Source organism: Streptomyces sp. NPDC093018 (assembly GCF_040684035.1).
Taxonomy (GTDB): domain Bacteria; phylum Actinomycetota; class Actinomycetes; order Streptomycetales; family Streptomycetaceae; genus Streptomyces; species Streptomyces murinus.
In genome coordinates this window covers 199,310-224,587 of the sequence record NZ_JBFBFF010000012.1, presented here as the reverse complement: position 1 = coordinate 224,587, position 25,278 = coordinate 199,310, and the positions used below count along the sequence as shown (strand labels likewise).

Annotated in this window: 26 protein-coding genes; 15 read left to right on the top strand and 11 right to left on the bottom strand. The window is 74.0% G+C overall.

Annotated features, from left to right (window positions below):
- Positions 1–42 precede the first annotated feature (42 nt).
- Positions 43–864 (bottom strand): class I SAM-dependent methyltransferase, encoded by an 822-nt coding sequence (locus AB0N90_RS25700; protein WP_365200388.1) that lies wholly within the window; start codon positions 862–864, stop codon positions 43–45.
- A gap of 162 nt (positions 865–1,026) precedes the next feature.
- Positions 1,027–2,535: a phosphatase PAP2 family protein gene (locus AB0N90_RS25695; protein WP_365200385.1), complete on the bottom strand. Its 1,509-nt coding sequence runs from the start codon at positions 2,533–2,535 to the stop codon at positions 1,027–1,029.
- A gap of 92 nt (positions 2,536–2,627) precedes the next feature.
- Between AB0N90_RS25695 and AB0N90_RS25690 the strand changes: the two genes are divergently transcribed.
- The 3 genes from AB0N90_RS25690 to AB0N90_RS25680 all read left to right on the top strand — a co-directional run bounded on the left by AB0N90_RS25690 (position 2,628) and on the right by AB0N90_RS25680 (position 5,373).
- Entirely contained in the window at positions 2,628–3,284 is a 657-nt protein-coding gene (locus AB0N90_RS25690) for a histidine phosphatase family protein (RefSeq protein ID WP_365200383.1), read from the top strand.
- A 95-nt stretch (positions 3,285–3,379) separates the two neighbouring features.
- The gene (locus AB0N90_RS25685) at positions 3,380–4,999 is read left to right on the top strand and encodes an ATP-binding cassette domain-containing protein (protein WP_365200380.1); all 1,620 of its coding nucleotides are present in this window, start codon (positions 3,380–3,382) and stop codon (positions 4,997–4,999) included.
- Between the two features lie 86 nt (positions 5,000–5,085).
- Positions 5,086–5,373, top strand: coding sequence for a DUF6158 family protein (locus AB0N90_RS25680; protein WP_361675288.1), 288 nt, complete (start codon positions 5,086–5,088; stop codon positions 5,371–5,373).
- Between the two features lie 99 nt (positions 5,374–5,472).
- Here the strand turns inward: AB0N90_RS25680 and AB0N90_RS25675 are convergent, their stop codons facing one another.
- From AB0N90_RS25675 to AB0N90_RS25665, 3 genes are all read right to left on the bottom strand, one after another.
- Complete coding sequence (locus AB0N90_RS25675) at positions 5,473–6,015, bottom strand: type 1 glutamine amidotransferase domain-containing protein (protein WP_365200376.1); 543 nt, start codon at positions 6,013–6,015, stop codon at positions 5,473–5,475.
- A 34-nt stretch (positions 6,016–6,049) separates the two neighbouring features.
- A complete protein-coding gene (locus AB0N90_RS25670; RefSeq protein ID WP_361675294.1) occupies positions 6,050–6,427 on the bottom strand; it encodes a DUF2795 domain-containing protein in 378 nt (125 codons plus the stop codon).
- A gap of 64 nt (positions 6,428–6,491) precedes the next feature.
- Positions 6,492–8,288: a thiamine pyrophosphate-requiring protein gene (locus tag AB0N90_RS25665; protein ID WP_365200373.1), complete on the bottom strand. Its 1,797-nt coding sequence runs from the start codon at positions 8,286–8,288 to the stop codon at positions 6,492–6,494.
- Positions 8,289–8,736: 448 nt separating this feature from the next.
- Here AB0N90_RS25665 and AB0N90_RS25660 point away from each other — a divergent pair, with 448 nt between their 5' ends.
- The 3 genes from AB0N90_RS25660 (at position 8,737) to AB0N90_RS25650 (ending at position 12,102) form a co-directional block, all read left to right on the top strand.
- Positions 8,737–9,513 (top strand): hypothetical protein, encoded by a 777-nt coding sequence (locus tag AB0N90_RS25660; protein ID WP_365200371.1) that lies wholly within the window; start codon positions 8,737–8,739, stop codon positions 9,511–9,513.
- Positions 9,514–9,712: 199 nt separating this feature from the next.
- The gene (locus AB0N90_RS25655; protein ID WP_365200368.1) at positions 9,713–10,969 is read left to right on the top strand and encodes an aminotransferase class I/II-fold pyridoxal phosphate-dependent enzyme; all 1,257 of its coding nucleotides are present in this window, start codon (positions 9,713–9,715) and stop codon (positions 10,967–10,969) included.
- On the top strand, positions 10,966–12,102 hold the full coding sequence (locus AB0N90_RS25650; RefSeq protein WP_365200367.1) for an MBL fold metallo-hydrolase: 1,137 nt from the start codon (positions 10,966–10,968) through the stop codon (positions 12,100–12,102). The genes AB0N90_RS25655 and AB0N90_RS25650 overlap by 4 nt, the downstream gene beginning before the upstream one ends.
- Positions 12,103–12,114: 12 nt before the next feature.
- Here AB0N90_RS25650 and AB0N90_RS25645 read toward each other — a convergent pair whose 3' ends face one another.
- The gene (locus AB0N90_RS25645) at positions 12,115–12,747 is read right to left on the bottom strand and encodes a VTT domain-containing protein (protein ID WP_365200364.1); all 633 of its coding nucleotides are present in this window, start codon (positions 12,745–12,747) and stop codon (positions 12,115–12,117) included.
- The gene (locus AB0N90_RS25640; protein WP_365200466.1) at positions 12,744–13,517 is read right to left on the bottom strand and encodes an MBL fold metallo-hydrolase; all 774 of its coding nucleotides are present in this window, start codon (positions 13,515–13,517) and stop codon (positions 12,744–12,746) included. Before AB0N90_RS25640 ends, AB0N90_RS25645 begins: the two co-directional genes overlap by 4 nt.
- 84 nt (positions 13,518–13,601) lie before the next feature.
- Between AB0N90_RS25640 and AB0N90_RS25635 the strand changes: the two genes are divergently transcribed.
- From AB0N90_RS25635 to AB0N90_RS25620, 4 genes are all read left to right on the top strand, one after another.
- A complete protein-coding gene (locus AB0N90_RS25635) occupies positions 13,602–14,033 on the top strand; it encodes a hypothetical protein (protein ID WP_361675312.1) in 432 nt (143 codons plus the stop codon).
- Positions 14,034–14,211: 178 nt separating this feature from the next.
- Complete coding sequence (locus tag AB0N90_RS25630) at positions 14,212–16,353, top strand: alkaline phosphatase family protein (protein ID WP_365200361.1); 2,142 nt, start codon at positions 14,212–14,214, stop codon at positions 16,351–16,353.
- A gap of 112 nt (positions 16,354–16,465) precedes the next feature.
- Positions 16,466–16,891 (top strand): OsmC family protein, encoded by a 426-nt coding sequence (locus AB0N90_RS25625; RefSeq protein WP_365200360.1) that lies wholly within the window; start codon positions 16,466–16,468, stop codon positions 16,889–16,891.
- A 161-nt stretch (positions 16,892–17,052) separates the two neighbouring features.
- Positions 17,053–17,778, top strand: a complete 726-nt coding sequence (locus AB0N90_RS25620) for a dienelactone hydrolase family protein (RefSeq protein WP_365200358.1) — start codon at positions 17,053–17,055, stop codon at positions 17,776–17,778.
- A gap of 56 nt (positions 17,779–17,834) precedes the next feature.
- Here AB0N90_RS25620 and AB0N90_RS25615 read toward each other — a convergent pair whose 3' ends face one another.
- Positions 17,835–18,698, bottom strand: a complete 864-nt coding sequence (locus tag AB0N90_RS25615; protein ID WP_361675324.1) for a helix-turn-helix transcriptional regulator — start codon at positions 18,696–18,698, stop codon at positions 17,835–17,837.
- A gap of 99 nt (positions 18,699–18,797) precedes the next feature.
- The gene (locus AB0N90_RS25610; RefSeq protein ID WP_365200356.1) at positions 18,798–19,625 is read right to left on the bottom strand and encodes a helix-turn-helix transcriptional regulator; all 828 of its coding nucleotides are present in this window, start codon (positions 19,623–19,625) and stop codon (positions 18,798–18,800) included.
- A gap of 215 nt (positions 19,626–19,840) precedes the next feature.
- Between AB0N90_RS25610 and AB0N90_RS25605 the strand changes: the two genes are divergently transcribed.
- Both AB0N90_RS25605 and AB0N90_RS25600 read left to right on the top strand, forming a co-directional pair.
- Positions 19,841–20,146, top strand: coding sequence for a 4a-hydroxytetrahydrobiopterin dehydratase (locus tag AB0N90_RS25605; protein ID WP_365200353.1), 306 nt, complete (start codon positions 19,841–19,843; stop codon positions 20,144–20,146).
- A 5-nt stretch (positions 20,147–20,151) separates the two neighbouring features.
- The gene (locus AB0N90_RS25600; RefSeq protein WP_365200351.1) at positions 20,152–20,892 is read left to right on the top strand and encodes a class I SAM-dependent methyltransferase; all 741 of its coding nucleotides are present in this window, start codon (positions 20,152–20,154) and stop codon (positions 20,890–20,892) included.
- A 56-nt stretch (positions 20,893–20,948) separates the two neighbouring features.
- Here the strand turns inward: AB0N90_RS25600 and AB0N90_RS25595 are convergent, their stop codons facing one another.
- Positions 20,949–21,713, bottom strand: coding sequence for a phytanoyl-CoA dioxygenase family protein (locus AB0N90_RS25595; RefSeq protein WP_365200348.1), 765 nt, complete (start codon positions 21,711–21,713; stop codon positions 20,949–20,951).
- A gap of 147 nt (positions 21,714–21,860) precedes the next feature.
- On the opposite strand from AB0N90_RS25595, the gene AB0N90_RS25590 reads away from it, so the two are divergent.
- Both AB0N90_RS25590 and AB0N90_RS25585 read left to right on the top strand, forming a co-directional pair.
- Positions 21,861–22,817 carry a methyltransferase gene (locus tag AB0N90_RS25590; RefSeq protein WP_365200345.1) on the top strand — a complete coding sequence of 319 codons (957 nt, stop codon included), beginning with the start codon at positions 21,861–21,863 and terminating at the stop codon, positions 22,815–22,817.
- Positions 22,818–22,912: 95 nt separating this feature from the next.
- Complete coding sequence (locus tag AB0N90_RS25585) at positions 22,913–23,614, top strand: SDR family NAD(P)-dependent oxidoreductase (RefSeq protein WP_365200343.1); 702 nt, start codon at positions 22,913–22,915, stop codon at positions 23,612–23,614.
- 13 nt (positions 23,615–23,627) lie between these two features.
- On the opposite strand, the gene AB0N90_RS25580 is transcribed toward AB0N90_RS25585, so the two are convergent.
- Positions 23,628–24,335, bottom strand: a complete 708-nt coding sequence (locus AB0N90_RS25580) for a glycoside hydrolase family 75 protein (RefSeq protein WP_365200340.1) — start codon at positions 24,333–24,335, stop codon at positions 23,628–23,630.
- Between the two features lie 190 nt (positions 24,336–24,525).
- Between AB0N90_RS25580 and AB0N90_RS25575 the strand changes: the two genes are divergently transcribed.
- Positions 24,526–25,137, top strand: a complete 612-nt coding sequence (locus tag AB0N90_RS25575) for a hypothetical protein (protein WP_365200337.1) — start codon at positions 24,526–24,528, stop codon at positions 25,135–25,137.
- The last annotated feature ends 141 nt before the right edge of the window (positions 25,138–25,278 follow it).

The window sequence follows — 25,278 nt, the reverse complement described above, 5'->3', positions numbered from 1 at the left end:
CGCGTACGCCGGACCGAGCCGCGGGCGCCCGCGTACGGCGGCTCACGCCTCCTTGCGGCAGAGGATCTCCCCGTGCAGCACCGCGAACCAGCCGTCCTCCCGCCGCCCCCACTCCCGCCAGGCGTCCGACACCGCCCGCAGCCGCTCGGGCGTGGCATGGCCGCCCTCCGTAGCCCGTTCGGCGTAGGCGGAGGCGAGGGTGCGGTCCGCCCACAGACCGCTCCACCAGGCGCGCTCCTCCTCGGTGGCGAAGGTCCAGGTGCCGCAGCTCGCGGTGATGTCCCGCAGTCCGGCGGCCAGCGCCCAGGACTTCAGCCGGCGCCCGGCGTCCGGCTCGCCGCCGTTGGCGCGCGCCACCCGCTCGTACAGCTCCAGCCAGTCGTCCAGGCCGGGCAGCGCCGGGTACCAGGTCATCGCCGCGTAGTCGGCGTCCCGTACGGCGATGAGGCCGCCCGGCTTCGTCACCCGGCGCATCTCGCGCAGCGCCTGCACCGGGTCGCCCACGTGCTGGAGCACCTGGTGGGCGTGGACCACGCAGAAGGTGTCGTCCGGATAGTCCAGGGCGTGCACATCGGCGACCGCGAAGTCGACGTTGGCCAGCCCGCGCGCGGCGGCCGTCTCCCGTGCCTGCTCCAGGATGCCGGGGGCGTGGTCGACGCCGGTCACCTGGCCGTCGGGCACCAGCGCGGCCAGATCGGCGGTGATGGTCCCGGGCCCGCAGCCGATGTCCAGGATCTTCATGTGCGGCTTGAGGGAACCGAGCAGATAGCCCGCGGAGTTGGCGGCGGTGCGCCAGGTGTGCGAGCGCAGCACCGACTCGTGGTGCCCATGCGTGTAGACGGCCGTCTCCCGTGCTTTCGGCATGCCGATTCCCCTGCTCCTCGCGTCCCCGACGCGTGTCCCGTCGCACCGGCCCCACCGGCCCGCGCCACGATTCACGGTATGCGCGCGGGCCAAATGATGAGACCCCTGTTTTGCCATATGGACTGATGGGGTGTCAGGACAACAGGATTCCGGGGCCGACCGTCAGGAGGTGCTGGGCAGCGGGCGGTAGACCGTCAGCGCCTCCGGCAGCTTCTCCACCGTCACCGTGCCCGAGACGGTCGTGACCTCCCCGTCGTAGGCCAGCGGGGTGCCGGGCGCGAGGCCGGTCAGCCGCAGTCGGTTCACCTGGACGGCGGCATGCGCGGGCGAGCGGGTCAGGGGCCCTGCGGCGGCCGCCGCGAGCAGCCGCAGCGCGGGCCGCCCGCTGCCGTGCACCACGCGCACGTCCAGCAGCCCGTCCGCCAGATCGGTACGCCGGCCCGGGGCGAGTCCCATCCGGTGGTAGACGCCGTTGCCGGTGAACAGCATCCACAGCGGCCGCCGTTCACCGCCGACCTCCACCTCCAGCGGATGCCGCCCCTCGCGCAGCACCCGCAGCGCGCCGAGCAGCCCGGCCGGCCAGCTGCCGATCCGGTGCGACCAGGAGTCCCGGGCGCGCACCAGCTCCGGATACACCCCAAGGCTCAGCGTGTTCAGGAACAGGTGCTCGGTGCCCTCGGAGACGAACCGGCCCGCGTCCACCCGTACCGCCTCGCCCTTGCGCACCGCGCGGGCCAGGTCGCGTTCGTCCTCCACACCCAGATCGAGCGCGAAGTGGTTCAGGGTGCCGCCCGGCAGCACGGCCAGCGGCAGCCCGTGGCGCAGGGCGACGGCCGCCGCCGCGTTCACGGTGCCGTCGCCGCCGCACACCCCGAGCACCCGCGCCCGCACCGCCGCCTTCGCGAGCGCGTCGCCCGTCTCGCCGGGCTCGCACTCCACGATCTCCGCGCGCGGCAGCGCCGCCCGCAGCCCGTTCACCCGGTCCGCGGTGCCCGAGCCCTGGTTGGCGACCACCACCAGCCCCTCGCCCTCCACCAGCGCGGGCACCTCGGCGCGCGGCCGGGCGCCCGGCACCGCCGCCGCGCGGGCCGGCACGAGGCGCCGTACCAGGAACGCGGCGCCCGCGCCCAGCGCCGCACCGGCCAGTACGTCGCTCGGGAAGTGCACCCCGGTGTAGACCCGGGAGGCGGCCACCGAGAACGCCAGCGGCGCGACGGCCGCGCCCCACGCCGGGGACTCCAGCGCCACCCCGACGGCGAACGCGGCCGCCGAGGCCGCGTGGCCCGAGGGGAAGGACGTGGTGACCGGCTGCCGCCGCAGCCGCCGCCCGCGCGGCACCGCATCGAGCAGCGGCCGGGCCCGGCGCACCGAGCGCTTGCCGAGCGTGTTCACGGTCGCGGAGGCCACCGCGAGCGAGGCCATGCCCCGCAGGGCGGCCCGCCGTGCCCTGGGCGTACGGGTCGCCGCCACCCCCGCGGCCACGGCGGCCCACAGCACCCCGTGGTTGGCGCTGCGGCTCAGCCGGGGCAGCACCCGCTCGGCGCCCGGCCAGTTCCAGCGGGCGGCCCGCTCGAAGAGGCGGGCGTCGGCCGCGAGCAGCCGTTCGTAGAAGGGATGCGGCAGGGCGGTCGGGGCGGTCAGGTCCACGTCCGGGGTCTCGGTCTCGTTCATAGGGGTGCGGTTACCCTGAAGTGCCCGTTTCCTGTCCCACCGCGTCCCGCACCCCGCGGACGCCGCCCGGACGCCACAAGGAGAACGCCCGGATGCGCCTGCTCCTGATCCGCCACGGCCAGACCACGTCCAATGTGCGCCGGCTGCTGGACACCGCCGTACCCGGGCCCGGTCTCACCCCGCTCGGGGAGGCCCAGGCCGCAGCCCTGCCCCGGGCGCTGGCCACCGAGGACATCGGCGCCCTCTACGCCTCCCCGCTGATCCGCACCCAGCTCACCGCCGCCCCGCTGGCGCTCGCACGGGGGCTGGAAGTGACCGTCCGCGACGGCATCCGCGAGCTGTCCGCGGGCCGTCTGGAGATGCTGCCCGGCGACGCCCCCGAGGCCGAGTCCTACATGCGCACCGCCTTCGCCTGGGCGGCCGGGCGCACCGCGCTGCGCGTCCCCGGCGGGGAGAGCGGCGAGGAGGCGCTCGGGCGGTACGACGCCGTGATCGAGGAGGCGTACCTCAGCGGCGCGGGCACGGTCGCGCTGGTCAGCCATGGCGCCGCGATCCGGATGTGGACCGCCGCCCGCGCCACCAACATCGATGTCGCCTTCGCCGCCGCGCGCCCGCTGGCCAACACCGGTGTGATCACCCTGGAGGGCGACCCCGGGACCGGCTGGCGGGCCCTGACCTGGGAGGCCCACACCGTCGAGCCCCCGGGCACCCCCGGCCCGACGGGAGAGCCGCTGGGCACCACGGGGTGAAACCGGGGTGAAACCGGGGCGGCCACGGGGGTTCGGGCGGGGTCGTCCGATAACGGTTTGCCCCTGTCCGCCCCCGGACCGGAGAATGCGGCCTCATGGGACATCTGGAAGCCGCGCACCTCGAATACCACCTCCCGGACGGCAGGACGCTGCTCGGCGATGTCTCCTTCCGGGTCGGCGAGGGCTCGGCCGTCGCCCTGGTCGGCCCGAACGGAGCGGGCAAGACCACCCTGCTGCGGCTGATCTCCGGCGAGCTGAAGCCGCACGGCGGCTCGGTCACCGTGAGCGGCGGCCTCGGCGTGATGCGCCAGTTCGTCGGCTCCGTGCGCGACGAGACGACCGTGCGGGACCTGCTGGTCTCCGTCGCCCCGCCCCGGATCCGCGAGGCCGCGAAGGCGGTGGACGAGGCCGAGCACACCGTCATGACGGTGGACGACGAGGCCGCCCAGCTGGCCTACGCGCAGGCCCTCGCCGACTGGGCCGAGGTGCGCGGCTACGAGGCCGAGACGCTGTGGGACATGTGCACCACCGCCGCGCTCGGGATGCCGTACGACAAGGCGCAGTGGCGCCAGGTGCGCACCCTGTCCGGCGGTGAGCAGAAGCGCCTGGTGCTGGAGGCGCTGCTGCGCGGCACCGACGAGGTCCTGCTGCTGGACGAACCGGACAACTACCTGGACGTACCCGGCAAGCGGTGGCTTGAGCAGCAGCTCAAGGAGACCCGCAAGACGGTGCTGTTCGTCTCCCACGACCGCGAACTCCTCGCCCGCGCCGCCGAGAAGATCGTCTCCGTGGAACCGGGACCGGCGGGCGCCGACGCCTGGGTGCACGGCGGCGGCTTCGCCACCTATCACGAGGCCCGCCGCGAACGCTTCGCCCGCTTCGAGGAGTTGCGCCGCCGCTGGGACGAGAAGCACGCCCAGTTGAAGAAGCTCGTCCTGAACCTCCGTCAGGCCGCCTCCGTCAGCCATGAGATGGCCTCGCGCTACGCCGCCGCGCAGACCAGGCTGCGCAAGTTCGAGGAGGCCGGACCGCCCCCGGAGCCGCCGCGCGAGCAGGACATCACCATGCGTCTGAAGGGCGGCCGTACCGGCGTAAGGGCGGTCACCTGCGCGGGACTTGAGCTGACCGGCCTGATGAAGCCGTTCGACCTGGAGGTGTTCTACGGCGAACGGGTCGCCGTCCTCGGCTCGAACGGCTCCGGCAAGTCGCACTTCCTGCGCCTGCTGGCCGGCGAGGACGTCGCGCACTCGGGCCTCTGGAAGCTCGGCGCCCGCGTCGTACCGGGCCACTTCGCGCAGACCCACGCGCACCCCGAACTCCAGGGCCGCACCCTGCTGGACATCCTGTGGAAGGAGCATGCCCAGGACCGCGGCCCGGCCATGTCCCGGCTGCGCCGCTACGAGCTGACCCAGCAGGCCGAGCAGTGCTTCGAGCGGCTCTCCGGCGGCCAGCAGGCCCGCTTCCAGATCCTGCTGCTCGAACTCGCGGGCGTCACCGCCCTGTTGCTGGACGAGCCGACCGACAACCTGGACCTGGAGTCCGCCGAGGCCCTCCAGGAGGGTCTGGAGGCATTCGACGGCACGGTCCTCGCGGTCACCCACGACCGCTGGTTCGCCCGTTCCTTCGACCGCTTCCTGGTCTTCGGCACCGACGGCCGGGTCCGCGAGACCCCGGAGCCGGTGTGGGACGAGCGCCGCGTGGAGCGGGCCCGGTAGCCGCCCCCGGGCACCCGGCGGCATGCGGAGGCCGGGGAACCGGGATGTTCGTACAGTGGATCCAGGAACGCGGGTACCCGGACCGAATGAACGGACACGACGAGCGGGGCACCACCATGACCGGAGTCGACGCCAGCCGACTGGACGACCAGCAGCTCATGAAGGAGCTGGAGACGATCCACCGCACGCGCCACGACACCCTCCTGTACGGCTCCAACGACGCGCTGCGGGCCCACAACGAGCGCATGGCGCAGCTGGAGGGCGAGTATCTGCGCCGCAACCCGCACCGCCTGGTCAGCGCGGCCCGCACCCGCGAGGGCGCCCGGGAGCGCCACTGCGGCGAGTCGGTGACCCCGGAGCAGTCCGGTACCTGAGCCCAGCCGTGCACGTCAGAAGGGGCCGGCCCACGGCGAGCCGGCCCCTTCTGCCCGGAGCCCCGCCCCTTCTGCCCGGAGCCGAGGAGAGCGGTCGTCTCAGCCGGCCGCGCCCTCGAACACCCGCAGGAACGTCTCGCAGAACGCCTTCAGATCGTCCGGCTTACGGCTGGTCACCAGCTGGTTGGGCCCCTGGTCGCAGACCTTGACCTGCTCGTCCACCCAGGCGCCGCCCGCGTTGCGGATGTCCGTCTTCAGGCTCGGCCAGGAGGTCAGCACCCGGCCCCGTACGACGTCCGCCTCCACCAGCGTCCATGGCGCGTGGCAGATCGCGGCGACCGGACGCCCCCGCTCGAAGAAGTCCTTCACGAACCCCACGGCCTTCTCGTCCATCCGCAGGAAGTCCGGGTTCGCCACCCCGCCGGGCAGCACAAGCCCCCCGAACGAGCCGGCGTCCGCCTCGCCGGCCACCTCGTCCACCTCGAAGGTGTCCGCCTTGTCGAGATGGTTGAACCCCTGAACCTTCCCGGACTCGGTCGACACCAGCACCGGCTCGTGCCCCGCGTCCGAGGCCGCCTTCCACGGCTCGGTCAGTTCCACCTGCTCGACGCCCTCGGGCGCCACCAGAAACGCGATGCGCATGATCTTCGTCTTCCTTCCCTCGCTCTTTCCCGGCTCATCCGCCGCCCGTCAGCGCCTCCGCCAGCTGCTGCACATTGCGGAACCGCTCGCCGCGCGGCAGCTCCGCCACCGCGTCCACCAGCGGATCCGGCGCGTTGTCCCGGCGCAGGGCCGAGACCAGCTCACCCGGGCGGGCCGGGAAGGCGCTGCGGCTCAGGCTGCGGGCCAGCTCCAGGCGCACCCGTTCCAGGGACGCCGGGGAGCCGATCCCGCCCACCGGGCCGCCGGTCACCTCCGGGTCGTCGTCCGCGGCGGGCTCCGGGTCGTGCCACCCCTCGGCCCGGGTCGGATGCCCGGACCTCAGCAGCCCCTTGAGCTCATGCTTCATCTCGTCGTCCCGGTGCACGTTCAGCCGGTCACTGCCTCGCTGCATATCTCCCTCCAGGGATCGAACGTCCGCACCCGCGTACCCGGTACGGCACCACCGACACCGCCGCCTACCGCCTGGTGCGGCCCGGCAGGAACTCCTGGACCTTCGCCTTCAGACCCTGCTTGACCACCGAGCCCCGGTCCGGGTCGCCCTTGAGGACCGAGGCGGCCGTGGCCTCCATCTGCTCCCAGGTGGCGTGCGGCGGGACCGGCGGCACGGCGGGGTCGGTCAGGAACTCGATCACACAGGGCCGGTCCGCCGCGAGCGCCGCCCGCCAGCCCGCCGCCACGTCCTCGGACTTCTCCACCCGGATGCCCTCCAGGCCGATCGACCGCGCGAAGTCGGCGTACCGCACGTCCGGGATCTCCTGCGAGGGCAGGAAGGACGGCGCGCCCTGCATCGCCCGCATCTCCCAGGTCACCTGGTTCAGGTCCTGGTTGTTCCACACCGCCACCACCAGCCGGGGATCCGACCAGCGGTCCCGGTACTTGGCCGCGGTGATCATCTCCGCCAGCCCGTTCATCTGCATCGCGCCGTCGCCGACCAGCGCGACCACCGGCCGGTCCGGGTGCGCGAACTTCGCGCCGATCGCGTACGGCACCCCGGGCCCCATCGTCGCGAGCGTCCCGGACAGCGAGCCGCGCATACCGGGCCGCATGGTGATGTGCCGCGCGTACCAGTTCGCCACCGAGCCCGAGTCGGCGGTGAGGATCACATCGTCGGGGAGCAGCGGATCGACCGCCCGCGCCACGTACTCCGGGTTGATCGGTTCCGCCGCGAGCCCGGCCCGCCGGTCCATCGTCTCGTGCCAGCGCCGCACGTTCGCGGCCACCGTGTCGTACCACTCCCGGCCGCCCCGGTCGGTCTCCAGCAGCGGGATCAGCCGCTGGAGCGTCGCCCGCGCGTCGCCGACGAGATTCACCTCGTACGGGTACCGCATCCCGATCATGTGCGGGTCGAGATCGATCTGCACGGCGCGCGCCTTGCCGAAGTCCGGCAGGAACTGCGCGTACGGGAACGAGGACCCGATGGTCAGCAGCGTGTCGCAGTCCCGCATCAGCTCGTACGACGGCCGGCTGCCCAGCAGCCCGATCGGCCCGGTGACGTACGGCAGCTCGTCGCTGAGCACGTCCTTGCCGAGCAGCGCCTTGGCGACGCCCGCGCCGAGCAGCTCCGCGATCTCCCGCACCTCCGCGACCGCGCCCGCGGCACCCTGCCCGACCAGGATCGCCGGCTTGTCGCCCGCGTTGAGCACCGCCGCGGCCCGGCGCAGCGCCTCGTCCGTCGGGGTCGCCGTCCACTCGCTCGCGCCCAGGCTGGAGGGCACCATCTTGAACGCGTGCGTCGGCGGCGAGTAGTCCAGCTCCTGCACATCGCCGGGGATGATCAGCGCGGTCGGGCAGCGCCGCGCGTACGCCGTACGGATCGCCCGGTCCAGCACGTTCGGCAGCTGCTCGGGCACCGTCACCGTCTCCACGAACTCCGAGGCGACGTCCTTGTACAGCGTGTGCAGGTCGACCTCCTGCTGGTAGGAGCCGCCCATCGCGCTGCGGTCGGTCTGGCCGACGATCGCCAGCACCGGCACATGGTCGAGTTTGGCGTCGTACAGGCCGTTCAGGAGGTGGATCGCGCCCGGTCCCGAGGTCGCCGCGCACACGCCGACGCGCCCGCTGAACTTCGCGTACCCGACCGCCTCGAACGCGGACATCTCCTCGTGCCGGGACTGGATGAACCGCGGCTTGTCCCCGGCGCGGCCCCAGGCGGCGAGCAGTCCGTTGATGCCGTCGCCCGGATAGGCGAACACCTGCTCGACATCCCAGGCGCGCAGACGCTCCAGGACATGGTCGGACACCTTCGTACTCATGGAAGGACCTCCCCGGTGGGGTTGCGAAGCGGACGATCCGGTCAGCGTCGACCGGGTCTCCGGCGGGCGGTCCGGAAAACCTTCCGGGGGTTCGTGGGTCCCCGCGCGCCCCCGCTTGCGGCCCGGCGCGCGGGGCTCGTGCCGGGCCGCGCCGTCACCCGGGTGGGCGTCCGCGTCCCGCGAATGGGGTCCGGCCGCGCGCGCCGGGGCGCCCGGCGGGCTGTGATGGCTGGGGAGGGAGGGGTACGACCCCGGGCGCCGCAGGCGTGGGAGCCGTACCGCTGCCTCGGCCGCCCGTACGCCCGCCCGCGCCTGTACGACCGTCAGCCCGCCGTTCGCCGCCCACCGTCCGCCATCCGCAGTCCGCCGTCAGCCGCCCGCCGTCAGCCCCACCTGCCGTCGGGCGCCCGTCATCCGCAGTCCGCCGCAGCTCCCGAGGAGCCCTTCCATGCGCCGCACCGTCCGCGCCCTGCCCGTCGCCCTTGCCGCCGGCGCCGCGCTCGCCCTGACCGGCCCCGTCGCCCTCGCCGCGGCGGCCGCCCCCGGCGCGGGATCCGCGAGCTGCGCCCCCACGACCGTCCCGGAGCCGCAGCTGCCGGGCACCACCCGGGCGCCGGCCCCCGCGCCGGACCCGGACCCGGGGGGCGCCGCGGGCCGGGTGCCCGGACCCACGGCGCGGGCGAGCGGGGGCCCCGACACGCGGGCGACCGGCGGCCCCGGCAAGTCGTGCACCGGCACCGGCACCGGCACCGGGACAGGCACCCGGTGCCGGGCGGGGGAGACCTGTACCGATGACGCACGGCAGTGCACCGGCGCCAAGGGCGAGTCCTGCGCCGACGACGACCGCGGCTGCGACGGCGCACGCTCCGGCGCCTGCGAGGACTCCGGAGGCGACGCCTGCCGCGACCCCCGCTCCTCCTCCGGCTACTCCGAGGACTCCTACGACGACGGTGGCGGCGACGACCGCAACGGCGACACGAGCTGGAGCCCCGGCAGTGGCAGCGGCGACGACGAGGGCGACGACTGCGCCGCCGACGGGGGCGGCGGGGGCGGCGGGGGTGGCACCCAGCACGGCGTGGCGGCCGGCGCGGGCGGCACCTTCAACGACTCGGTTCCCGCCCTGGCCGCCGGCGCGGCCCTGATCGCCGCCGCCTGCGCGGGCGCCGGCTACCGGATCCACGGCCGCTTCCGCACCGGCGGAGGTGACCGCCCGGCGGACGTGTGACCCGCACAACTCCCGCCCCGGCCATGGAGTTACGCCCAGCGGGTACACAGCATCCCGAGGACACCCCCGACCCGACGGACCCACCCGTCGCCCGCCGCACCTTCGGCACCGTCCGGCCCGGGGCGGGACGGGTCCAGGGCGGCACACAGGACCACACGGCCCCGGGCCGGGCGGCACCACGGACTGCGCGGAGGCGGACATGCGGCGGACGGACCCCGAGGGCCACGGCCCCGTCCGCTACGGCCCGCCCCTGCCCGGCGACGGCCTGCCCGTGCTCCCCGAACTGACCGCCGTGGTCGCCGCGGCGGCGGGCCGCGCCGACGCCCAGCCCGTCGGCGGCGCCCCCGCGCTGCTGGAGTCCGCCTGCGGCTACTGGACCCGCCGCGCCCTGCCCTGCGTCCCGGACCAGGTCGCCGCCGGGCCCGGGGCCCCCGCGCTGCTCCTCGCGCTCACCGCCGCGCTCGCCGGGGACGGCGCCGACGTGCTCGTGCCCCGTCCCTGCGCCGCCTGGTGGGCCCCCTACGCCCGGGTCCTCGGGCGGCCCGTCTTCCATGTGCCGACGCCCGCCGAGAGCGGCGGTGTCCCGGACCCCTACGCGCTGCTGGAGACGGTGCGCCGGGTCCGCGCCGAGGGCGGCGACCCCCGGCTGCTGGTGCTGTCCGTCGCCGACGACCCCACCGCCACCGTCGCCCCGCCCGAACTGCTGCACGAGACCGTGGAGGCCGCCACCGCCGAGGGCCTGCACCTGGTCAGCGACGAGACCTGGCGCGACACCGTGCACGCGCCGCACGACACCGTCGTGCTGAGCCCCGCCGAGATGCAGCCGGACCGGGTCACCGTCGTCACCGACCTGGCCGGCGCCCTGCTGCCGCCCGGCTGGCCCGCCGCCGTCGCCCGCTTCCCCGCCTCCGGCACCGGACGGCGTCTGCACGCACGGGTCCTGGACATCCTCACCGGACTCGGCGCCCGCCTGGCCACCCCGGTCGGCGCGGCCGCGTGCTACGCCCTGGACGAGCCCCCGCCCGTCACCGAGCGCCGCGAGGCCGCCGTACGGCTGCACGCCCGCCTGGCCGACGCGGCGCACGCCGAGGTCACCGCCGCCGGTGCCCTCGCCCGTCCCCCGCAGGCCGGGCGTCATGTCTACGCCGACCTGAGCCCGTTCCGCGAGGCGCTCGCCGCCCGGAACGTGAACGACGCCCAGGAGTTGGAGGACTTCCTCACCGCCGGGACCGGCATGCCCGCGCCCGGCGGCCACCGCTTCGGCGACGATCTGGCGGCCCCGCGCGTTCGGCTCGGCACCGGGCCGCTGCTGGGCGGCACGGACGAGGAACGCACCGAAGCCCTCACCTCACCCACGCCATGGGAACTGCCCTTTGTGCAACGCTCGTTGATCTCCTTGAGGTCGGTCCTCGACGATCTCCGCGACGACGCCCAGCGATGGGAGCCTCCTCGATGACGCAGCAGACGCAAGAGTCCGGATCGACCCCGACGACCGACAACTCGCCCATGGCTGCCACGACTTCGACGGCGACCGGCGCCGTTACGGACATCGACAGCGGTACGGCGACGGCGGCCGACGCCACCGCGGGCGCGGCGACCACCGCGGGCGCGCCCCCCTTCCCGCCGCTGGCCGAACCCCGTCCGCTGGGCGAACGCCGGGTGTGGCCGCGCACGTTCCACGACCGGCTCACCGCACCGCTGCCCGGCCTCAAGGCCCTCGCCCGCTTCGCCCGCGAGGGTGCCGTGCGCCCCGACGCGGGGGGCCTCGCCGACATCTCCCGGCTGCCGTACGCGCCCGCCCCGCTGCCCCGCGCCGACACCGGCACCCTCGCCGTCACCTGGGCGGGGCACGCCAGCTGGATCGTCCAGGTGGGCGGTCTGACCGTGCTCACCGATCCGGTCTGGTCGCGCCGCATCCTCGGCACCCCGGCCCGCATCACCCCCGTCGGGGTGCCCTGGGACCGGCTGCCCCGGATCGACGCGGTCGTCATCAGCCACAACCACTACGACCATCTGGACGCCCCCACCCTGCGCCGGCTCCCGCGTGACACACCGGTGTTCGCGCCGGCCGGGCTCGGCCGCTGGTTCCGGCGCCGAGAGTTCACCCGCGTCACCGAGCTGGACTGGTGGGAGGGCGCCGAACTGGCGGGCGTCCGCTTCGACTTCGTGCCCGCGCACCACTGGTCCAAGCGCACCCTGACCGACACCTGCCACAGTCTGTGGGGCGGCTGGGTCCTCACCGCCCCCGGCGGCCCGCGCCTCTACTTCGCCGGCGACACCGGCTACGGCCACTGGTTCTCCCGCATCGGCCGCCGCTACCCCGGCATCGACCTGGCCCTGATGCCCATCGGCGCCTACGACCCCCGCTGGTGGCTCAGCGACGTCCACTGCGACCCCGAGGAGGCCGTCCGGGCCACCCTCGACCTGGGCGCCCGCCGCATGGCCCCCATGCACTGGGCCACCTTCATCCTCTCGGCGGAGCCGGTCCTGGAGCCGCTCACACGGGTGCGAACGGCCTGGGAGAAGGCGGGCCTGCCCAGAGAAGACCTGTGGGACATGCCGATCGGCTCTTCGAGAACCCTCGGCTGATCTCCTACGGAGCTACCGGAACCGCCGTACCAGTCCCGGAACCGCTGTGATCGCGACGGTCACCGCCACCGCCACCACCACCCCCTCCCACGGCTCGGGAAACAGCGAACCCCCCACGATCCCGATCACCTGATACGTCGCCGCCCATGCCAGACACGCCGCCACATTCCCCCGGGCGAACCGCCGCAACGGCCATTCCGCCATGAGACACGCCAGCATCACCGGAATGCGACCGGCCGGCACCAGCCGGGACAGGACGAGCACCGCGACCCCATGGTCGGCCAGCTTCCCCCGCGCCTGCTCCAGCCGCTCCTCCGGCGCCCGCGACCGTATCGCCTCAAGCCACCGCGAACCGCCCCGCGACCGCAGCCCCCGCCGTCCCAGCCAGTACAGTGCCGCGTCCCCGAGGAACGCCGCGAGCGACGCCGTGACGAACACCAACGCCAGGGCGAACGGCGCCGTCTGATGGAACGCCACCACCGCCGCCGAACTCACCAGCGCCCCGGTCGGCACCACCGGCACCAGCGCGCCGATCAGCACCAGCAGGAACAACGACGGGTAACCGAGCGCCTGTTGCGTCGACTCCGGTGGCACGGCGGACGTCGTCGCCGCGGCCAGCGCCGCCGCGGCCGCCAGCCGGCTCACCGGGCGACCGCCGGCCGGACGCTCTCGCCGTGTGCCGGTTTGTGCACCGCCACCTTCGGGGCGGCCAGGGCGGCGAGTCGTACGAACTCATCGCCCGGGGCGTGGAATTCGTGCGGCCGCACCGCGTCCATGCCGATCGGCCAGTACGTCCCGTAGTGCACCGGTATCGCCGCCTGCGGTGCCAGCAGGTCCAGGGCCTGTGCCGCCCGGCCCGCGTCCAGATGCCCCTCCCCGAGGAACGGACCCCAGCCGCCCACCGGCAGCAGCGCCACCTCCACCGGCCCGACCCAGTCGGCCATCGCGTCGAACAGCCCGGTGTCCCCGGCGAAGTAGGTCCGCGCCTCCCCCTCGACGACGAAGCCCAGCGCGGGCGAGCGGTGCGGGCCCACCGGCAGCCGCCGTCCGTCGTGCCGTGCGGGCACCACCCGCACCAGCAGCTCGCCGACGCGTATCTCGTCCCCCGGGACGACCTCGGTGACGCGGAGGTGTCGCAGCCGGCGCACGCCCGGCACCACCTGGAGTGCGCCCCGGGGCACAAGCAGGCGTGTGCCCGGGGCGAGCGCCCCCAGTGACGGCAGATGCAAATGGTCGGCGTGCAGGTGGGAGACGAGCACCACATCGGCGCGCCGGGCCTCGTCGGAGGGGAGCGGGCCCCGCCGGCGCCGCAGATGCGCCAGCCGACTGGCGAACAGGGGATCGGTGAGCACTCGTATGTTCGAATCTTCGATCGTGCAGGTGGCATGACCCCACCAGGTGATCTCCACCGGCACCTTCTTCGCCTCCTTCACGCGCCTGTCCGAAGCCTACGGGCAGGAGTAGGGTCGGCGGCGAAAACCGGAGGTGAGGGGGACGCCATGGGACAATCACGGGGCGCCTCCGGCGCGCGCACACCGGCACGGGTCATCGCCATCGCCAGTCTGACCCCCCTCGAAGAACTCGACGCCGAGCCCTTTCTCGTCGACAGCCGCACCCAGCACGCCATGTGCGCCCGCTGGGCCGACGAACACGGCTATGTCGTCGCCCGGGAGCTGCTCGTCGGCGGGCTCCGCTTCGATCATCGCGCCCTGTGGGACGGCGTACGCCCCGGCGTGGACCTGTTCGTCGTACCCAGCCTGCGGGTGCTGCGCCGGGCCCTGTCGTCCGTCGAGGAGTTCACCGCGGAGTGCGCGCGGCGCGGGGTGCGTGTGGTCACGGTGGGCCGGGCGGAACCGTCGTACGACGCGCAGATGAAGGCCCGGGTGCACCGCCGGCTGTCCATGCCGACCGCCGGGTACGACGGGCGGTGATCCCGCGGACACGACGGACGGCGACCCCGCCGCTACCACGGACGGTGAGCCGCCCGTCACTCCTTCGGGTGGTTTCCGGTCGGTATGACAAGGTGGAGGGCGGCCCGGTCGCCCCAGCGCACCGGGACGGTGACCTCGCCGCGGGGCGGGGGAGGGTCGAAGCGGAGGAAGCGCGGGCGTGCGGGGCGTAGGGTGGCGGCGGATCGCCGGTCGGATCGGATGGCGGCGGATCGCCCGTCAGACCGGGCGCAGCGTCGCCGTATGGGCCGTCTCCACGCTCACCATGCTGGCCCTCGCGCTGCTCCTGCCCGACTTCCGGCTCCAGTCCGCCGACGGCGACAGCGCCACCCGGATCGCCCTCACCGCCGCCCTCGGCGCGGGCGCGTTCGGCATCCTGTCCGCCGTGGTGTGGCCGCTGCTCGTGCGGCTGCTGCTGCTCGTCCCCGCCCTCGTCCTCGGCCTGCTGGTCTTCTTCCTCAACGGCTCGCTGCTGCTGGTCGCGCTGCGCCTGAACCCCACCGGCCGGGGCGCGGTCGCGCCGGAGACCGCCGTCATCGTGGCCGCGGTCATGTCGGCCGTCGCCTCCGCCACGGGCGGCGCGCTCGCCGTGCGCGACGACGAGGCGTACCGGCGCCGGCTGCATCGCCTGGCCGCCCGCCGCCGAAGAACCGACCCGCCCTGCGCCACCGCCCCCGGCCTGGTCCTCCTCCAGCTCGACGGCGTCGGCCACGACGTGCTGAGGGCGGCCGTGGACCGAGGGCTGATGCCGACCCTCGCCCGGCTGCTGGCGGCGGACGGGAGCACACCGGCCCCCACCCACCGCCTCACCCCCTGGCACACCGACTGGTCCAGCCAGACCGGCGCCAGCCAGCTCGGCATCCTGCACGGCAGCACCTACGACGTCCCCGCCTTCCGCTGGTACGAGAAGGACCGCGGCGAGGTGATGGTCTGCAACCGGCCGACCAGCGCCGCCGAACTCCAGCGCCGCGCCGTCGCGCACACCGGCGACGGCGGACTGCTCACCGCGGACGGCGCCAGCCGCGGCAACCTCTTCAGCGGCGGCGCCGGGGAACAGGCCCTCGTGCTGTCCATAGCGGCCCGCCGCCGAAGCCGGGAGAATCGTTCCCGCGCCGGTTACTTCGCCTACTTCTCCGACCCGGCCAACGCCGTGCGCACCGCCCTGTCCTTCATCGCCGAGGTGGCCCGCGAGATCGGCGAGTCCACCCGCGCCCGGTTCTGCCGCCAGCGCCCCCGCGTCTCCCGCGGCGGCCTCTACCCGCTGGTCCGCGCCTTCGCCACCGTCGTGGAACGGGACGTCGTGGTCGCCGCGGTGATGGGCGACATGCTCGCCGGACGCACCGCCGTCTACGCCGACCTGGTCGCCTACGACGAGGTGGCCCACCACTCCGGGCCCTGCAGCCGCGACGCCGAGAAGGTGCTCACCCGCCTCGACCGGAGCATCGCCCTGCTCGCCCGGGTCGCCGACCACGCCCCGCGCCCGTACCGCCTCGTCGTCCTCTCCGACCACGGGCAGAGCCCCGGCGAGACCTTCCACGCCCGCTACGGACTCACCCTCGCCGACCTCGTACGGGCCGGCTGCGGACTGCATGTGCCGCGCCGTGCCGTGGGGGTCCCCCCACGCGTCGAGCCATGGGGGAGCACGCACAGCGGCACCGAGGCGCGGGCCGCCGTCCGTGCCGCCCTGCGCCGGCCGGTGGAGGAGGGCGAGCAGCACCGCCCCGCCCGCCGCCGCGAGCCGATCGTGCTGGCCTCCGGCAATCTGGGCCTCGTCTCCTTCCCGGACGTGCCCCACCGCATGACCAAGGAGGAGATCGACGCCCGCCACCCCGCCCTGCTCACTACCCTCGCCAACCACCCCGGCATCGGCTTCCTGCTGGTGGCGAGCGCGGCGCACGACGGCGTGCTGCTCGGCCCCGGCGGCACCGAGATCCCGCTGGCGGACCTCGACCGCGAGCCCGGCCCGCTGGCCCGCTTCGGGCCCGGCGCCGTGGAGGCGGTGCGCCGTACCCACTCCTTCCCGCACACCGCCGACATCATGGTGAACTCCGCGTACGACCCCGCCGACGGCGAGGTGCTCGCCTTCGAGGAGCAGATCGGCTCCCACGGCGGGCTCGGCGGCGCCCAGTCCCGTCCGTTCCTGATGTCGCCGCTGGAGCTGTCCGAGCCGGTCGCGGCGGGGGAGCGGCTGACCGGGGCCGAGCAGGTGCACCGGGTGCTGCGCCGCTGGCTCGGCGAGCTGTCCGGACCCGAGGTCCCGCTCGGCGCGGCCGCCGCCGCGGAGGACGAGCGGGCGGCCTGACGACGCGTCCCACGGGCACCGCGGAACGCCCTCCCGCGCCGCCCGGATGTGATCGGATAGGGATCCCGGACACCCGGCAACGGGACCGCATCCCCTCGCGAAAGGAACCATCGTGGCCACCACGCGCACCGCGCACACCGAATGGGAAGGCAACCTTCTTGAGGGCAAGGGCGTCGTCAGCTTCGACTCCTCCGGCATCGGCGAGCAGCCGGTGTCCTGGCCGTCGCGCGCCGAGCAGCCGAACGGCAAGACCAGCCCCGAGGAGCTGATCGCGGCCGCCCACTCCAGCTGCTTCTCCATGGCCCTCGCCCACGGCCTGCACGGCGCCGGCACCCCGCCCACCCGGCTGGAGACCAAGGCCGACGTCACCTTCCAGCCCGGCGAGGGCATCACCGGCATCCACCTCACCGTGCGCGGCGAGGTGCCCGGCCTGGACGAGCAGGGCTTCCAGTCGGCCGCCGAGGACGCCAAGAAGAACTGCCCGGTCAGCCAGGCACTCACCGGTACGACCATCACGCTGACCGCCGAACTGGCCTGAGCCGGGGCGCCGTCGAGCGGCGCACAGGTGCCGCGCTCCCCATCGGGGCGCGGCACCACTCGGCCGTGGACGCGCCCGGGTGATGCGGCCGGGACGAACCGCTGTCTGCCATCGGTGAACACCACCCCGAGCGGGCACGACGGTCATTACCGTCCAGCCGCATGACGACGATCACCACCCGCACGGTCGCATACCCGGCCGACGACCTGACGATGGTCGGACACCTCGCGCTCCCGGCCGGTGCCGAGCGCCGACCCGCGGTCCTGATCGGACCCGAGGGGATGGGGCTCAGCGAGGTCGAGCGCCGGCGGGCCGAGGCTCTGGCCGAGCTGGGGTACGTGGCGCTGGCCTTCGACCTCCACGGCGGACGCTATCTGGATGATCCGCAGGAGATGCTGGCCCGTTGCACGCCGCTGCTCGCCGATCCCGACCGGATGCGAGGAATCGGTCACGCCGCGCTCGACGTGCTGCGCGCCGAACCACGGGCCGACCCCGACCGGACCGCCGCCATCGGCTACGGCACCGGGGGCGCGGTCGCGCTGGAACTCGGTCGCGACGGCGTCGACCTGCGCGCGATCGGGACGGTCAACGCACCGATCACGGGCCGACCGGGCGAGGCGGCACGCATTCGCTGCCCGGTATGGGCCGGGGTCGGGTCGGAAGACCCGATCATGCCGCCCGCGCAATGGGCGGCGTTCACCGCGGAGATGCAGTCCGCGGGCGTCGACTGGCGCCTGGTGGTCTACGGAGGCGCCCTGCACGCCTTCCACCACCCACCGGTCGACCACGCCGCCCCTCCCGGCGTCGGCCACCACCCGCGGCAGGCGCGGCGGGCCTGGCGTGACATCGTCGCCCTGCTCGCCGAGTGCCTGCCCGTCACGGACTGATCCGACCGGCTTCGTACGCGGGGTGCCGGGGACGACGAGCCGCGGCACCGTACGCCTCAGCACCGCGCCCGGTACTCCCGCAGGATCTGACGGGTGCGCCGCGCCGAGGCGGCCCGCGCCGTCATATGGTCCAGCACCTCCAGATGCGCGGCGACCTCCCGCCGCGCGTCCAGATACAGGGCGCCGGTCAGATACTCGGTGAACACCATGTCGGGCAACTCCGGCTCGGCGAACCGGAACAGCGTGAACGGCGCGTACGTCCCCGGGTGCGGGCCCGCCGCGAACTCCGCGATCTGGAGCGTGATCCGGTCCTGCTCGGCGCACTCGATCAGCCGGTCCAGCTGGTCGCGCATGACATCGGCGGACGCGCTCACCGGGCGCCGCAGCACCGTCTCGTCCATGATCACCCACAGGTGCGGGGGATCCGCGCGCTCCAGCAGCCGCTGCCGTTCCATCCGCAGCGACACATGCCGCTCCACCGACTCCGGCTCGCTCTGCCCGATCGTCCCCGCCTCCATCACCGCCCGCGCGTACGCCTCGGTCTGGAGCAGTCCCGGCACGAAGTGCGGCTCGTAGGAGCGGATGATCCGGGCGGCGCCCTCCAGGCTGACATAGAGACTGAACCAGTCGGGCAGCACATCATGGAACCGCTGCCACCAGCCCGGCTGGTTGGCCTCCTCCGCCAGCCGCACGAACGCGGCCGCCTCTTCCCGCGCCACCCCGTAGGTGTCGAGGAGCACTTGCAAGTACGGTATTTTCAGCGCGACTTCGGCCGTCTCCATGCGCCGTACCGTCGCCGCCGCGACCCGCAGTACCCCGGCGGCCTCCTCCCGGCTGAGCCCCGCCGTCTCCCGCAGCTCCTGCAACCGCTTGCCGAGCACCACCTGGCCCACGGTGGGTGCGGCCCGCCGCTCACTCACGCCACGCCCTCCCCTGCCGTGCCGCCTTGGCGCGCAGCAGTCTGTCACGCGACGCCTTCTCGCACAGCGGATCGAGCGCACTAAAGGATCACAGGTTCGTCAACCCGCGAGTGTCTGGAGGTACTTGGCGGTCGCCGGGTCCGCCGGCAGGAACGTCTCGATGGCGAGTTCGGCGACGGTGACGTCCATCGGCGTGTTGAACGTGGAGATGGACGACACGAACGACAGGATCCGGCCCTCGTGTTCGACCCGCATCGGCAGCGCGAAGTACGGCACCGGCTCCTCCGGCTCCTCACCCGGCGCGTCCTCCGGCACCGGATACGCCGTCACCTCCTCGTACAGGGCGCGCAGTTGGTCGGAACGATGCAGCGCGAGCTGCCGCTCCATCTGCGCGACCAGGTGCCCGCGCCACTCCCTCAGATTGCGGATCCGCGGCGCGAGACCCTCGGGGTGCAGGGTCAGCCGCATGGCGTTCGGCGGTTGCAGCAGCTTCTCCGGGATGCCGTCCAGCAGCATGGTGATGCCCCGGTTGGCGGCCACGACCGTGTACCCGGCGTCCACCACCAGCGCGGGATACGGCTCATAGCCCTGGATGAGCCGCTCCATCCCGTCGCGCAGGGCGTCGAGCGCGGGATCGTCCAGCGGGGTCTCCGGATAGCGCGGGGCGTAACCGGCCGCCAGCAGCAGCGCGTTGCGCTCCCGCACGGGCACGTCCAGATGCTCGGCGAGCCGCAGCACCATCTCCTCGCTCGGGCGGGACCTGCCGGTCTCCACGAAACTGATGTGCCGGGCGGAGGAGTCGGCCCGCAGGGCCAGCTCCAGCTGGGAGATGCGGCGCCGCTCCCGCCAGGCACGGAGCAGCGGACCCACCCCCTTGCTGTCGGGGGCGGCGGTGGACACGGAAGCTTCGGTGGCGACCATGGTCATGCCCCGACCCTAAACGAGAAGTGCGCACCCCAACGACCTCGCGCCCGCGGACGCGCCAGGGCCTTTCCTCCGGATCTCGCCGAGCGTCGCGGGGTCCGGCCGGAATCGAGGGGGCGCCGGCCGGTACCGGCCCCGTGGACGCGTCGCCCGCCCGCCCGGCCCGGCGCGTGGCAGGCTGGGAGGAGATCCGCCACCGACCCGAAGGGAGCCGCGCCATGGCCGTCGCACCGCTGTCGCAGAAGGAGATCGAGGACCGGCTCGCCGAACTCCCCGGCTGGTCCGCGGACGGCGACCGGCTCACCCGCACCTACCGGCTCCCCTCGCACTTCGCCGCGGCCGCCCTGGTCATGCACATCGCCCGCATCCAGGACGAGCTGGACCACCACTCCGACTGCACCCTCGGCTACCACTCCGTCGACCTCACCCTCACCACCCACAGCGCCGGCGGCACCCTCACCGAGAAGGACTTCACCCTCGCCCTCAGGGTGGAAGACATCGCCCCGGGCCACGGCGCACACTGAGCGTCGTGCTGGATTACGACAAGGAAGCCCGCCTCTACGACGCCTCACGCGGCGGTGAGCAGCGCGCCGAAGCCGCCGCGGACGCCGTCCTCGACCTGATACCCGACCGCCCGTGCCGCCTCCTCGACCTCGCCTGCGGCACCGGCATCGTCACCCGCAGGCTCGCCGCGGCCCGCCCCGCGACCCGGGTGACCGGCGCGGACCTCGCCGCCGGCATGATCCACCGGGCCGCCGCCCGACTGCCCGGCGCGATCGTCCGGGCCGACAGCCGCCGACTGCCCTTCCCCGGCGCCACCTTCGACGCCGTCACCAGCATCTGGCTGCTGCATCTGCTGACCGGCCCCGACGACCTGGACGCCGTCCTCGCCGAGTGCGCCCGCGTCCTGCGGCCCGGCGGGGTGTACGTCACGACGGTCGACAAGGCCGCCGCGCACGACGTGGGCAGCGACATCGAGGCCGTCCTCGCCGACCGCCCGATCCGCCCCGCCGCGGACGCCGCCGACCTCGTCACCGCGCGGGCCGCCCGGCACGGGCTCGCTCTCGCGGGGCGGTCCGCCTTCCCTGGCGTCGGCCAGGGCCGCAGCCCCCGCAGCACCATCGCCGACCTGCACCGGGGCTGGTTCAGCATGCTGCCGCCCGGCGATCCCCGCCGGGAGACGTACGCCGCCCGCCTCGCCGCCCTCCCGGACCAGGACCGCCCGCGCGGTGACCCGACGTTCACCTTGCGCGCCTTCCGCAAACACTGACGGGCGTCAGAGGCCGACGGGGGCGGGACGGGGGCGCGGGTGGCCGGCCCCGCTGGTTATCGCCCGAGCCCCCGGCGGATCGCCGTCTCCACCGGCGAGTACGCCCCGTCCGGCCGCTCCAGCTCGTACGGCACCGCGGGCTCCAGCGGCGGCTGCGCCATGAACCGCGGCCGGGTGCCGCGGTGCGGCTGCGCCGCGTGCACCAGGAAGGGATGGCACAGATAGACATCGCCGGGGCGCCCGGTGGCCAGGGCGAGCGGCCGGTGTTGGCTCGCCGCGACCAGCTCCGGCGCGATCTCAAGGCCGGAGACACCCGCCTCGCCGTACGGTTCGAGGACCGGCGGCACATCCAGATGCGAGCCGACCCGGATCCGCGTCGGGGCGTCCTCCTCGGTCACCTCGCTGAACAGGAACAGCATCAGCAACGCCCGGTCCCGGGACCGCAGATTGGTGTGGAACCAGGTGGCGCCCTCGGGCAGATAGCTGCCTTCGATGTGCCAGCCGTCGTCGCCCGGGTCCTCGGGGTGCGGGAAGCGCAGCGGGAACGTGCCGAGCGAGTACCGCGGCAGCCAACGCCGTTCACCCACCAGCAGGTCGAACGCCGCGTGCAGGGCGGGGGAGTTGACGGCGGCAGCGAAAGGTCCCTGCGCCAGGCCGCCGATCCGTACCACCGGTTCCTTCCAGGTGCCGGGGTCCTCCGGGTCGTACCCCGTCTCCCGCCACAGCAGCCGCGCGCAGTCCTCGGCGACCCGGGGCGCGACCGCGCCCTCGATCTTCACGAACCCGTCGGCGAGGAAGCGCTCCACCATGTCGTTGCCCATACGGGCCATGGTGGACGAGGCGGGGCGGCCGGGCATCCGGTTTTCCGGCGGCCGCCCCGCCCCGGATTTGCCGGGTCGGCAACGGAACTGGCCCTCGCCCGGTGTGCCGTCGCACCCTGACGGCATCCGGAAGAGAGGCTGACCACCATGGCGCACGACCACGACGGCGATCACACCCACGGCCAGGGACACGAAGAGGACCACGGGCCCAAGCACGGCCATGGGCAGGGGCACGGCCATGGCCACGGTCACGGTCACGGCACGGACCTCGACTGGAACGAGATGGCCCCCCTGCTGGAGGCCCAGGCCGAACTGTTCGCCCCCCTGTACCGGCAGGCCCTGTCCTGGCTCGCGGACGAGATCGCCGAGCCGGGGCTGATCGCGGACGCGGGCAGCGGACCGGGGGTCCTGTCCTGTCTGTTCGCCGAGGCGTTCCCCGGCGCCCGGGTCGTCGCCGTGGACGGCACCGCACCACTCCTCGACCGGGCCCGCGCCCGCGCCGACCGGCTGGGCCTCGCCGACCGCTTCGACACCCTCGCCGGTGAACTCCCGGGCGTACTGGACCAGTTGCCGAAGCCGGCCGATCTGCTGTGGGCCAGCCGCAGCCTGCACCACCTCGGCGACCAGCGGGCCGCGCTCACCGCGTTCGGACAGCGGCTCGCCCCCGGCGGCACCCTGGCCCTCCTCGAAGGCGGCCTGCCCTCCCGCTTCCTGCCCCGCGACCTCGGCATCGGCCGCCCGGGACTCCAGGCACGGCTGGACGCGCTGGAGGAGGACTGGTTCACCCGGATGCGCACCGAACTGCCCGGCTCCGTCGCCGAGACCGAGGACTGGCCGGCCCTGCTGACCGCCGCGGGCCTGCGGTACACCGGCACCCGCAGCTTCCTGCTCGACCTGCCCGCCCCGGCCGGCGACCGGACCCGTGCCTACGTCGCCGCCACCCTCGGCCGGCTGCGCGAGGGCTTCGGCGACGCCCTGGCCGCCGAGGACCGGGACACCCTCGACCGGCTCCTGGACCCCGCCGATCCCGCGAGCGTCCACCGGCGGCCGGACGTCTTCGTGCTGTCCGCGTACACCGTGCACACGGCCGTACGCCCGTCCTGACCGCGCCCGGGGTCCGACGGCACTTGACTTCGAGAGCGCTTCAAGTGGTGAACTCCCCTTCTGTCCAACGGCATTCGGATATCCAGGGGGAAACCATGAACGACACTCCGGTCGCGCTCATCACCGGCGGCGGCAGCGGCATCGGGGCCGCCGTCGCCCGGCGACTGCTGGCCGCGGGACACCGGGTCACCGTCACCGGCCGCACGGAGCGGCGGCTGCGGGACTTCGCCGAGGGCCTGGGCGACCCCGAGGCGCTGACCACGGTCGTCGGCGACGCGGCGTCGTACGACGACATCCGGCACGCGGTCGACCGCACCCGCACGGCGTACGGCCGGCTGGACACCGTGGTCGCCAACGCCGGGATCGCCACCCATGACTCCGTGGCCGAGGGCGACCCGGCCGGCTGGTCCGAGATGGTCCTCACCAACGTCCTCGGCCCGGCCCTGCTGATCCGCGCCTCGGTCGACGCGCTCAAGGAGACACGCGGCCGGATCGTGCTCGTCGGCAGCGTCGCCGGGTTCGTGAACACGCCGGGCAACCTCTACGGCGCGACCAAGTGGGCGGTCACCGGGCTCGCCGAGAACACCCGGCGGCAGGTCACCGAGTTCGGCGTAGGGGTGACGCTGATCGCCCCCGGCCGGGTGGAGACCCCGTTCTGGGACGGCTGTGGCAGCCTGCCCCCGGGGCACCTGCTGACCGCCGACCAGATCGCCGACTCCGTGGTGTGGGCGATCCGGCAGCCGGCCGGGGTCGATGTCAACACCGTGGTGGTACGCCCGCTGGGTCAGCCCAACTGACGTACCAGCGGCGCTAGTTGTTGGCTATGAACTGCTTGGCCAGCTGGTCGCCGAGGGACACGGCGGCGCTGTGGCTCTCGATGGGAGAGGCCTTGGAGTCCTTGAACAGGATGTAGGTCACGCCCGAGTCCGCGCCGCCGGTCGCCGGGTCGGGATCGATCCCGAGCGCCTTGGCGGTGGCGTACGACGCCTCCCCGATGATCTTCGTGGGGCCGGTGTCGCCGACGACGGCGTACTCCACCTTGTTGTCGTAGATGACGGCGACCACGCCACCGCCCTTGATCCCGTAGTCGGAGTACTTCCAGATGCTGCTGGAGCTGGGCACCACGACATAGGGCAGCGACTCGGACTTCAGGGGCTTGCCGTCGGACTGGTGGAAGGCGGTGTCGTCCTGGTACCAGGGGTCGCGGTCCTCGTTGCAGTTGGTGGTGCGCTGGCCGTCGCAGTCGATGTCCATGTCGGCCTTCCAGAACACCGCGCCGTTCTTGCCGCAGACGGGGACCGTGGCCGAGGTCTCGTCGTCGGTCTTGTACTTGCCGTTGGAGATCTGCGCACAGGACTTCACCTTGGCGAGCAGGTCGGCCGCGCTGACCGAGCCCTCCTGGGCGGCCTTGGGCGCGGCTGTCGGCGCGGGGTTCGCGAGCGCGTGCGCGGGCATCAGGCCGGCGGCGAGCAGGGCGGCCCCGGAGGCCGCGGCGAGGGTCAGTGATCGAAGACGCACTGTGGGGGACCCTTCTGTTAGGAAACTTTCCTTACCGGGCGGCTCCACCGTGGCGCAGGCGCCATGTGCGCGTCAACCCTGCGGTTGCGAACTCGTGCGAACCCCGTGCGTATTGCGGGGGTTTGTGGTCATGGCGAGACTGGAGGCACCGGAGGGATCCGTGTCCTTCGCGCCCGGGAGGCGAGGCGTCATGTTCGTACGCACGGTGTACGCGACCGGGGACCCGGCCCGGCTGGACTCGGCCCTGCGCGCCCTGAACGGCCAGGGCCACGATCTGCTGGAGGAGCGGCCCGGCTATCGGGGCGCGGGCGTCTTCGTCGACCGCGAGCTGGGCAAACTGCTCACGGTCAGCTGGTGGGAGTCCGAGGAGGCGCAGGTCAACAGCGACGAGGTGATGCGGGAGCGGCGCCCCGCGCTGCTGGAACCGTTCGCCGCCTCGGTGGCCGTCGAGCACTATCGCGTCGCGGTCTTCCATGCCCTGCCCCGGCCCGTAGTCGGCGGCGGACTGCGCGTCGCCCGGCTGGAGTTCGACCCCCGGGACGCGGACCTGCTCGCCGACACCTTCCACGCGACCGCGCTGCCGCGGCTTGAGGCGGTGCCGGGACTCGCCCGCACGGCGCTGCTGCTGGACCACGACCGGGGGCGGGGCATCGCGGGCACGGTCTTCACCGACCGGCACGCCCTCGCGTCCTCCCGCGCCGCCCTCTGCGCCGTCCGCCGCTCCGGCACGGCGAAGGCGCGGGCGACGGTGGTGGCGCTGGAGGAGTTCGAGGTGGTGCACGCGGACGCGCATACGCTGTGAGAGCGGGAGGGTCCGCGGGCGCCGTCGCGGTTCGCGGCGTCCAGTGTGGCTGGTCGCTGGTCGCTGGTCGCGGGGTTCCCCGCGCCCCTTCAGATTTCCGGCCGTGTGTACGAGGAAAAGGAAACCCTGTACACACGGCCG

Coding starts and splice junctions, on each gene's coding strand:
- AB0N90_RS25700 (WP_365200388.1), bottom strand. CDS start 864: ATGCCGAAAGCACGGGAGACGGCCGTCTACACGCATGGGCACCACGAG.
- AB0N90_RS25695 (WP_365200385.1), bottom strand. CDS start 2,535: ATGAACGAGACCGAGACCCCGGACGTGGACCTGACCGCCCCGACCGCC.
- AB0N90_RS25690 (WP_365200383.1), top strand. CDS start 2,628: ATGCGCCTGCTCCTGATCCGCCACGGCCAGACCACGTCCAATGTGCGC.
- AB0N90_RS25685 (WP_365200380.1), top strand. CDS start 3,380: ATGGGACATCTGGAAGCCGCGCACCTCGAATACCACCTCCCGGACGGC.
- AB0N90_RS25680 (WP_361675288.1), top strand. CDS start 5,086: ATGAACGGACACGACGAGCGGGGCACCACCATGACCGGAGTCGACGCC.
- AB0N90_RS25675 (WP_365200376.1), bottom strand. CDS start 6,015: ATGCGCATCGCGTTTCTGGTGGCGCCCGAGGGCGTCGAGCAGGTGGAA.
- AB0N90_RS25670 (WP_361675294.1), bottom strand. CDS start 6,427: ATGCAGCGAGGCAGTGACCGGCTGAACGTGCACCGGGACGACGAGATG.
- AB0N90_RS25665 (WP_365200373.1), bottom strand. CDS start 8,288: ATGAGTACGAAGGTGTCCGACCATGTCCTGGAGCGTCTGCGCGCCTGG.
- AB0N90_RS25660 (WP_365200371.1), top strand. CDS start 8,737: ATGCGCCGCACCGTCCGCGCCCTGCCCGTCGCCCTTGCCGCCGGCGCC.
- AB0N90_RS25655 (WP_365200368.1), top strand. CDS start 9,713: ATGCGGCGGACGGACCCCGAGGGCCACGGCCCCGTCCGCTACGGCCCG.
- AB0N90_RS25650 (WP_365200367.1), top strand. CDS start 10,966: ATGACGCAGCAGACGCAAGAGTCCGGATCGACCCCGACGACCGACAAC.
- AB0N90_RS25635 (WP_361675312.1), top strand. CDS start 13,602: ATGGGACAATCACGGGGCGCCTCCGGCGCGCGCACACCGGCACGGGTC.
- AB0N90_RS25620 (WP_365200358.1), top strand. CDS start 17,053: ATGACGACGATCACCACCCGCACGGTCGCATACCCGGCCGACGACCTG.
- AB0N90_RS25610 (WP_365200356.1), bottom strand. CDS start 19,625: ATGACCATGGTCGCCACCGAAGCTTCCGTGTCCACCGCCGCCCCCGAC.
- AB0N90_RS25605 (WP_365200353.1), top strand. CDS start 19,841: ATGGCCGTCGCACCGCTGTCGCAGAAGGAGATCGAGGACCGGCTCGCC.
- AB0N90_RS25595 (WP_365200348.1), bottom strand. CDS start 21,713: ATGGGCAACGACATGGTGGAGCGCTTCCTCGCCGACGGGTTCGTGAAG.
- AB0N90_RS25590 (WP_365200345.1), top strand. CDS start 21,861: ATGGCGCACGACCACGACGGCGATCACACCCACGGCCAGGGACACGAA.
- AB0N90_RS25585 (WP_365200343.1), top strand. CDS start 22,913: ATGAACGACACTCCGGTCGCGCTCATCACCGGCGGCGGCAGCGGCATC.
- AB0N90_RS25575 (WP_365200337.1), top strand. CDS start 24,526: ATGTTCGTACGCACGGTGTACGCGACCGGGGACCCGGCCCGGCTGGAC.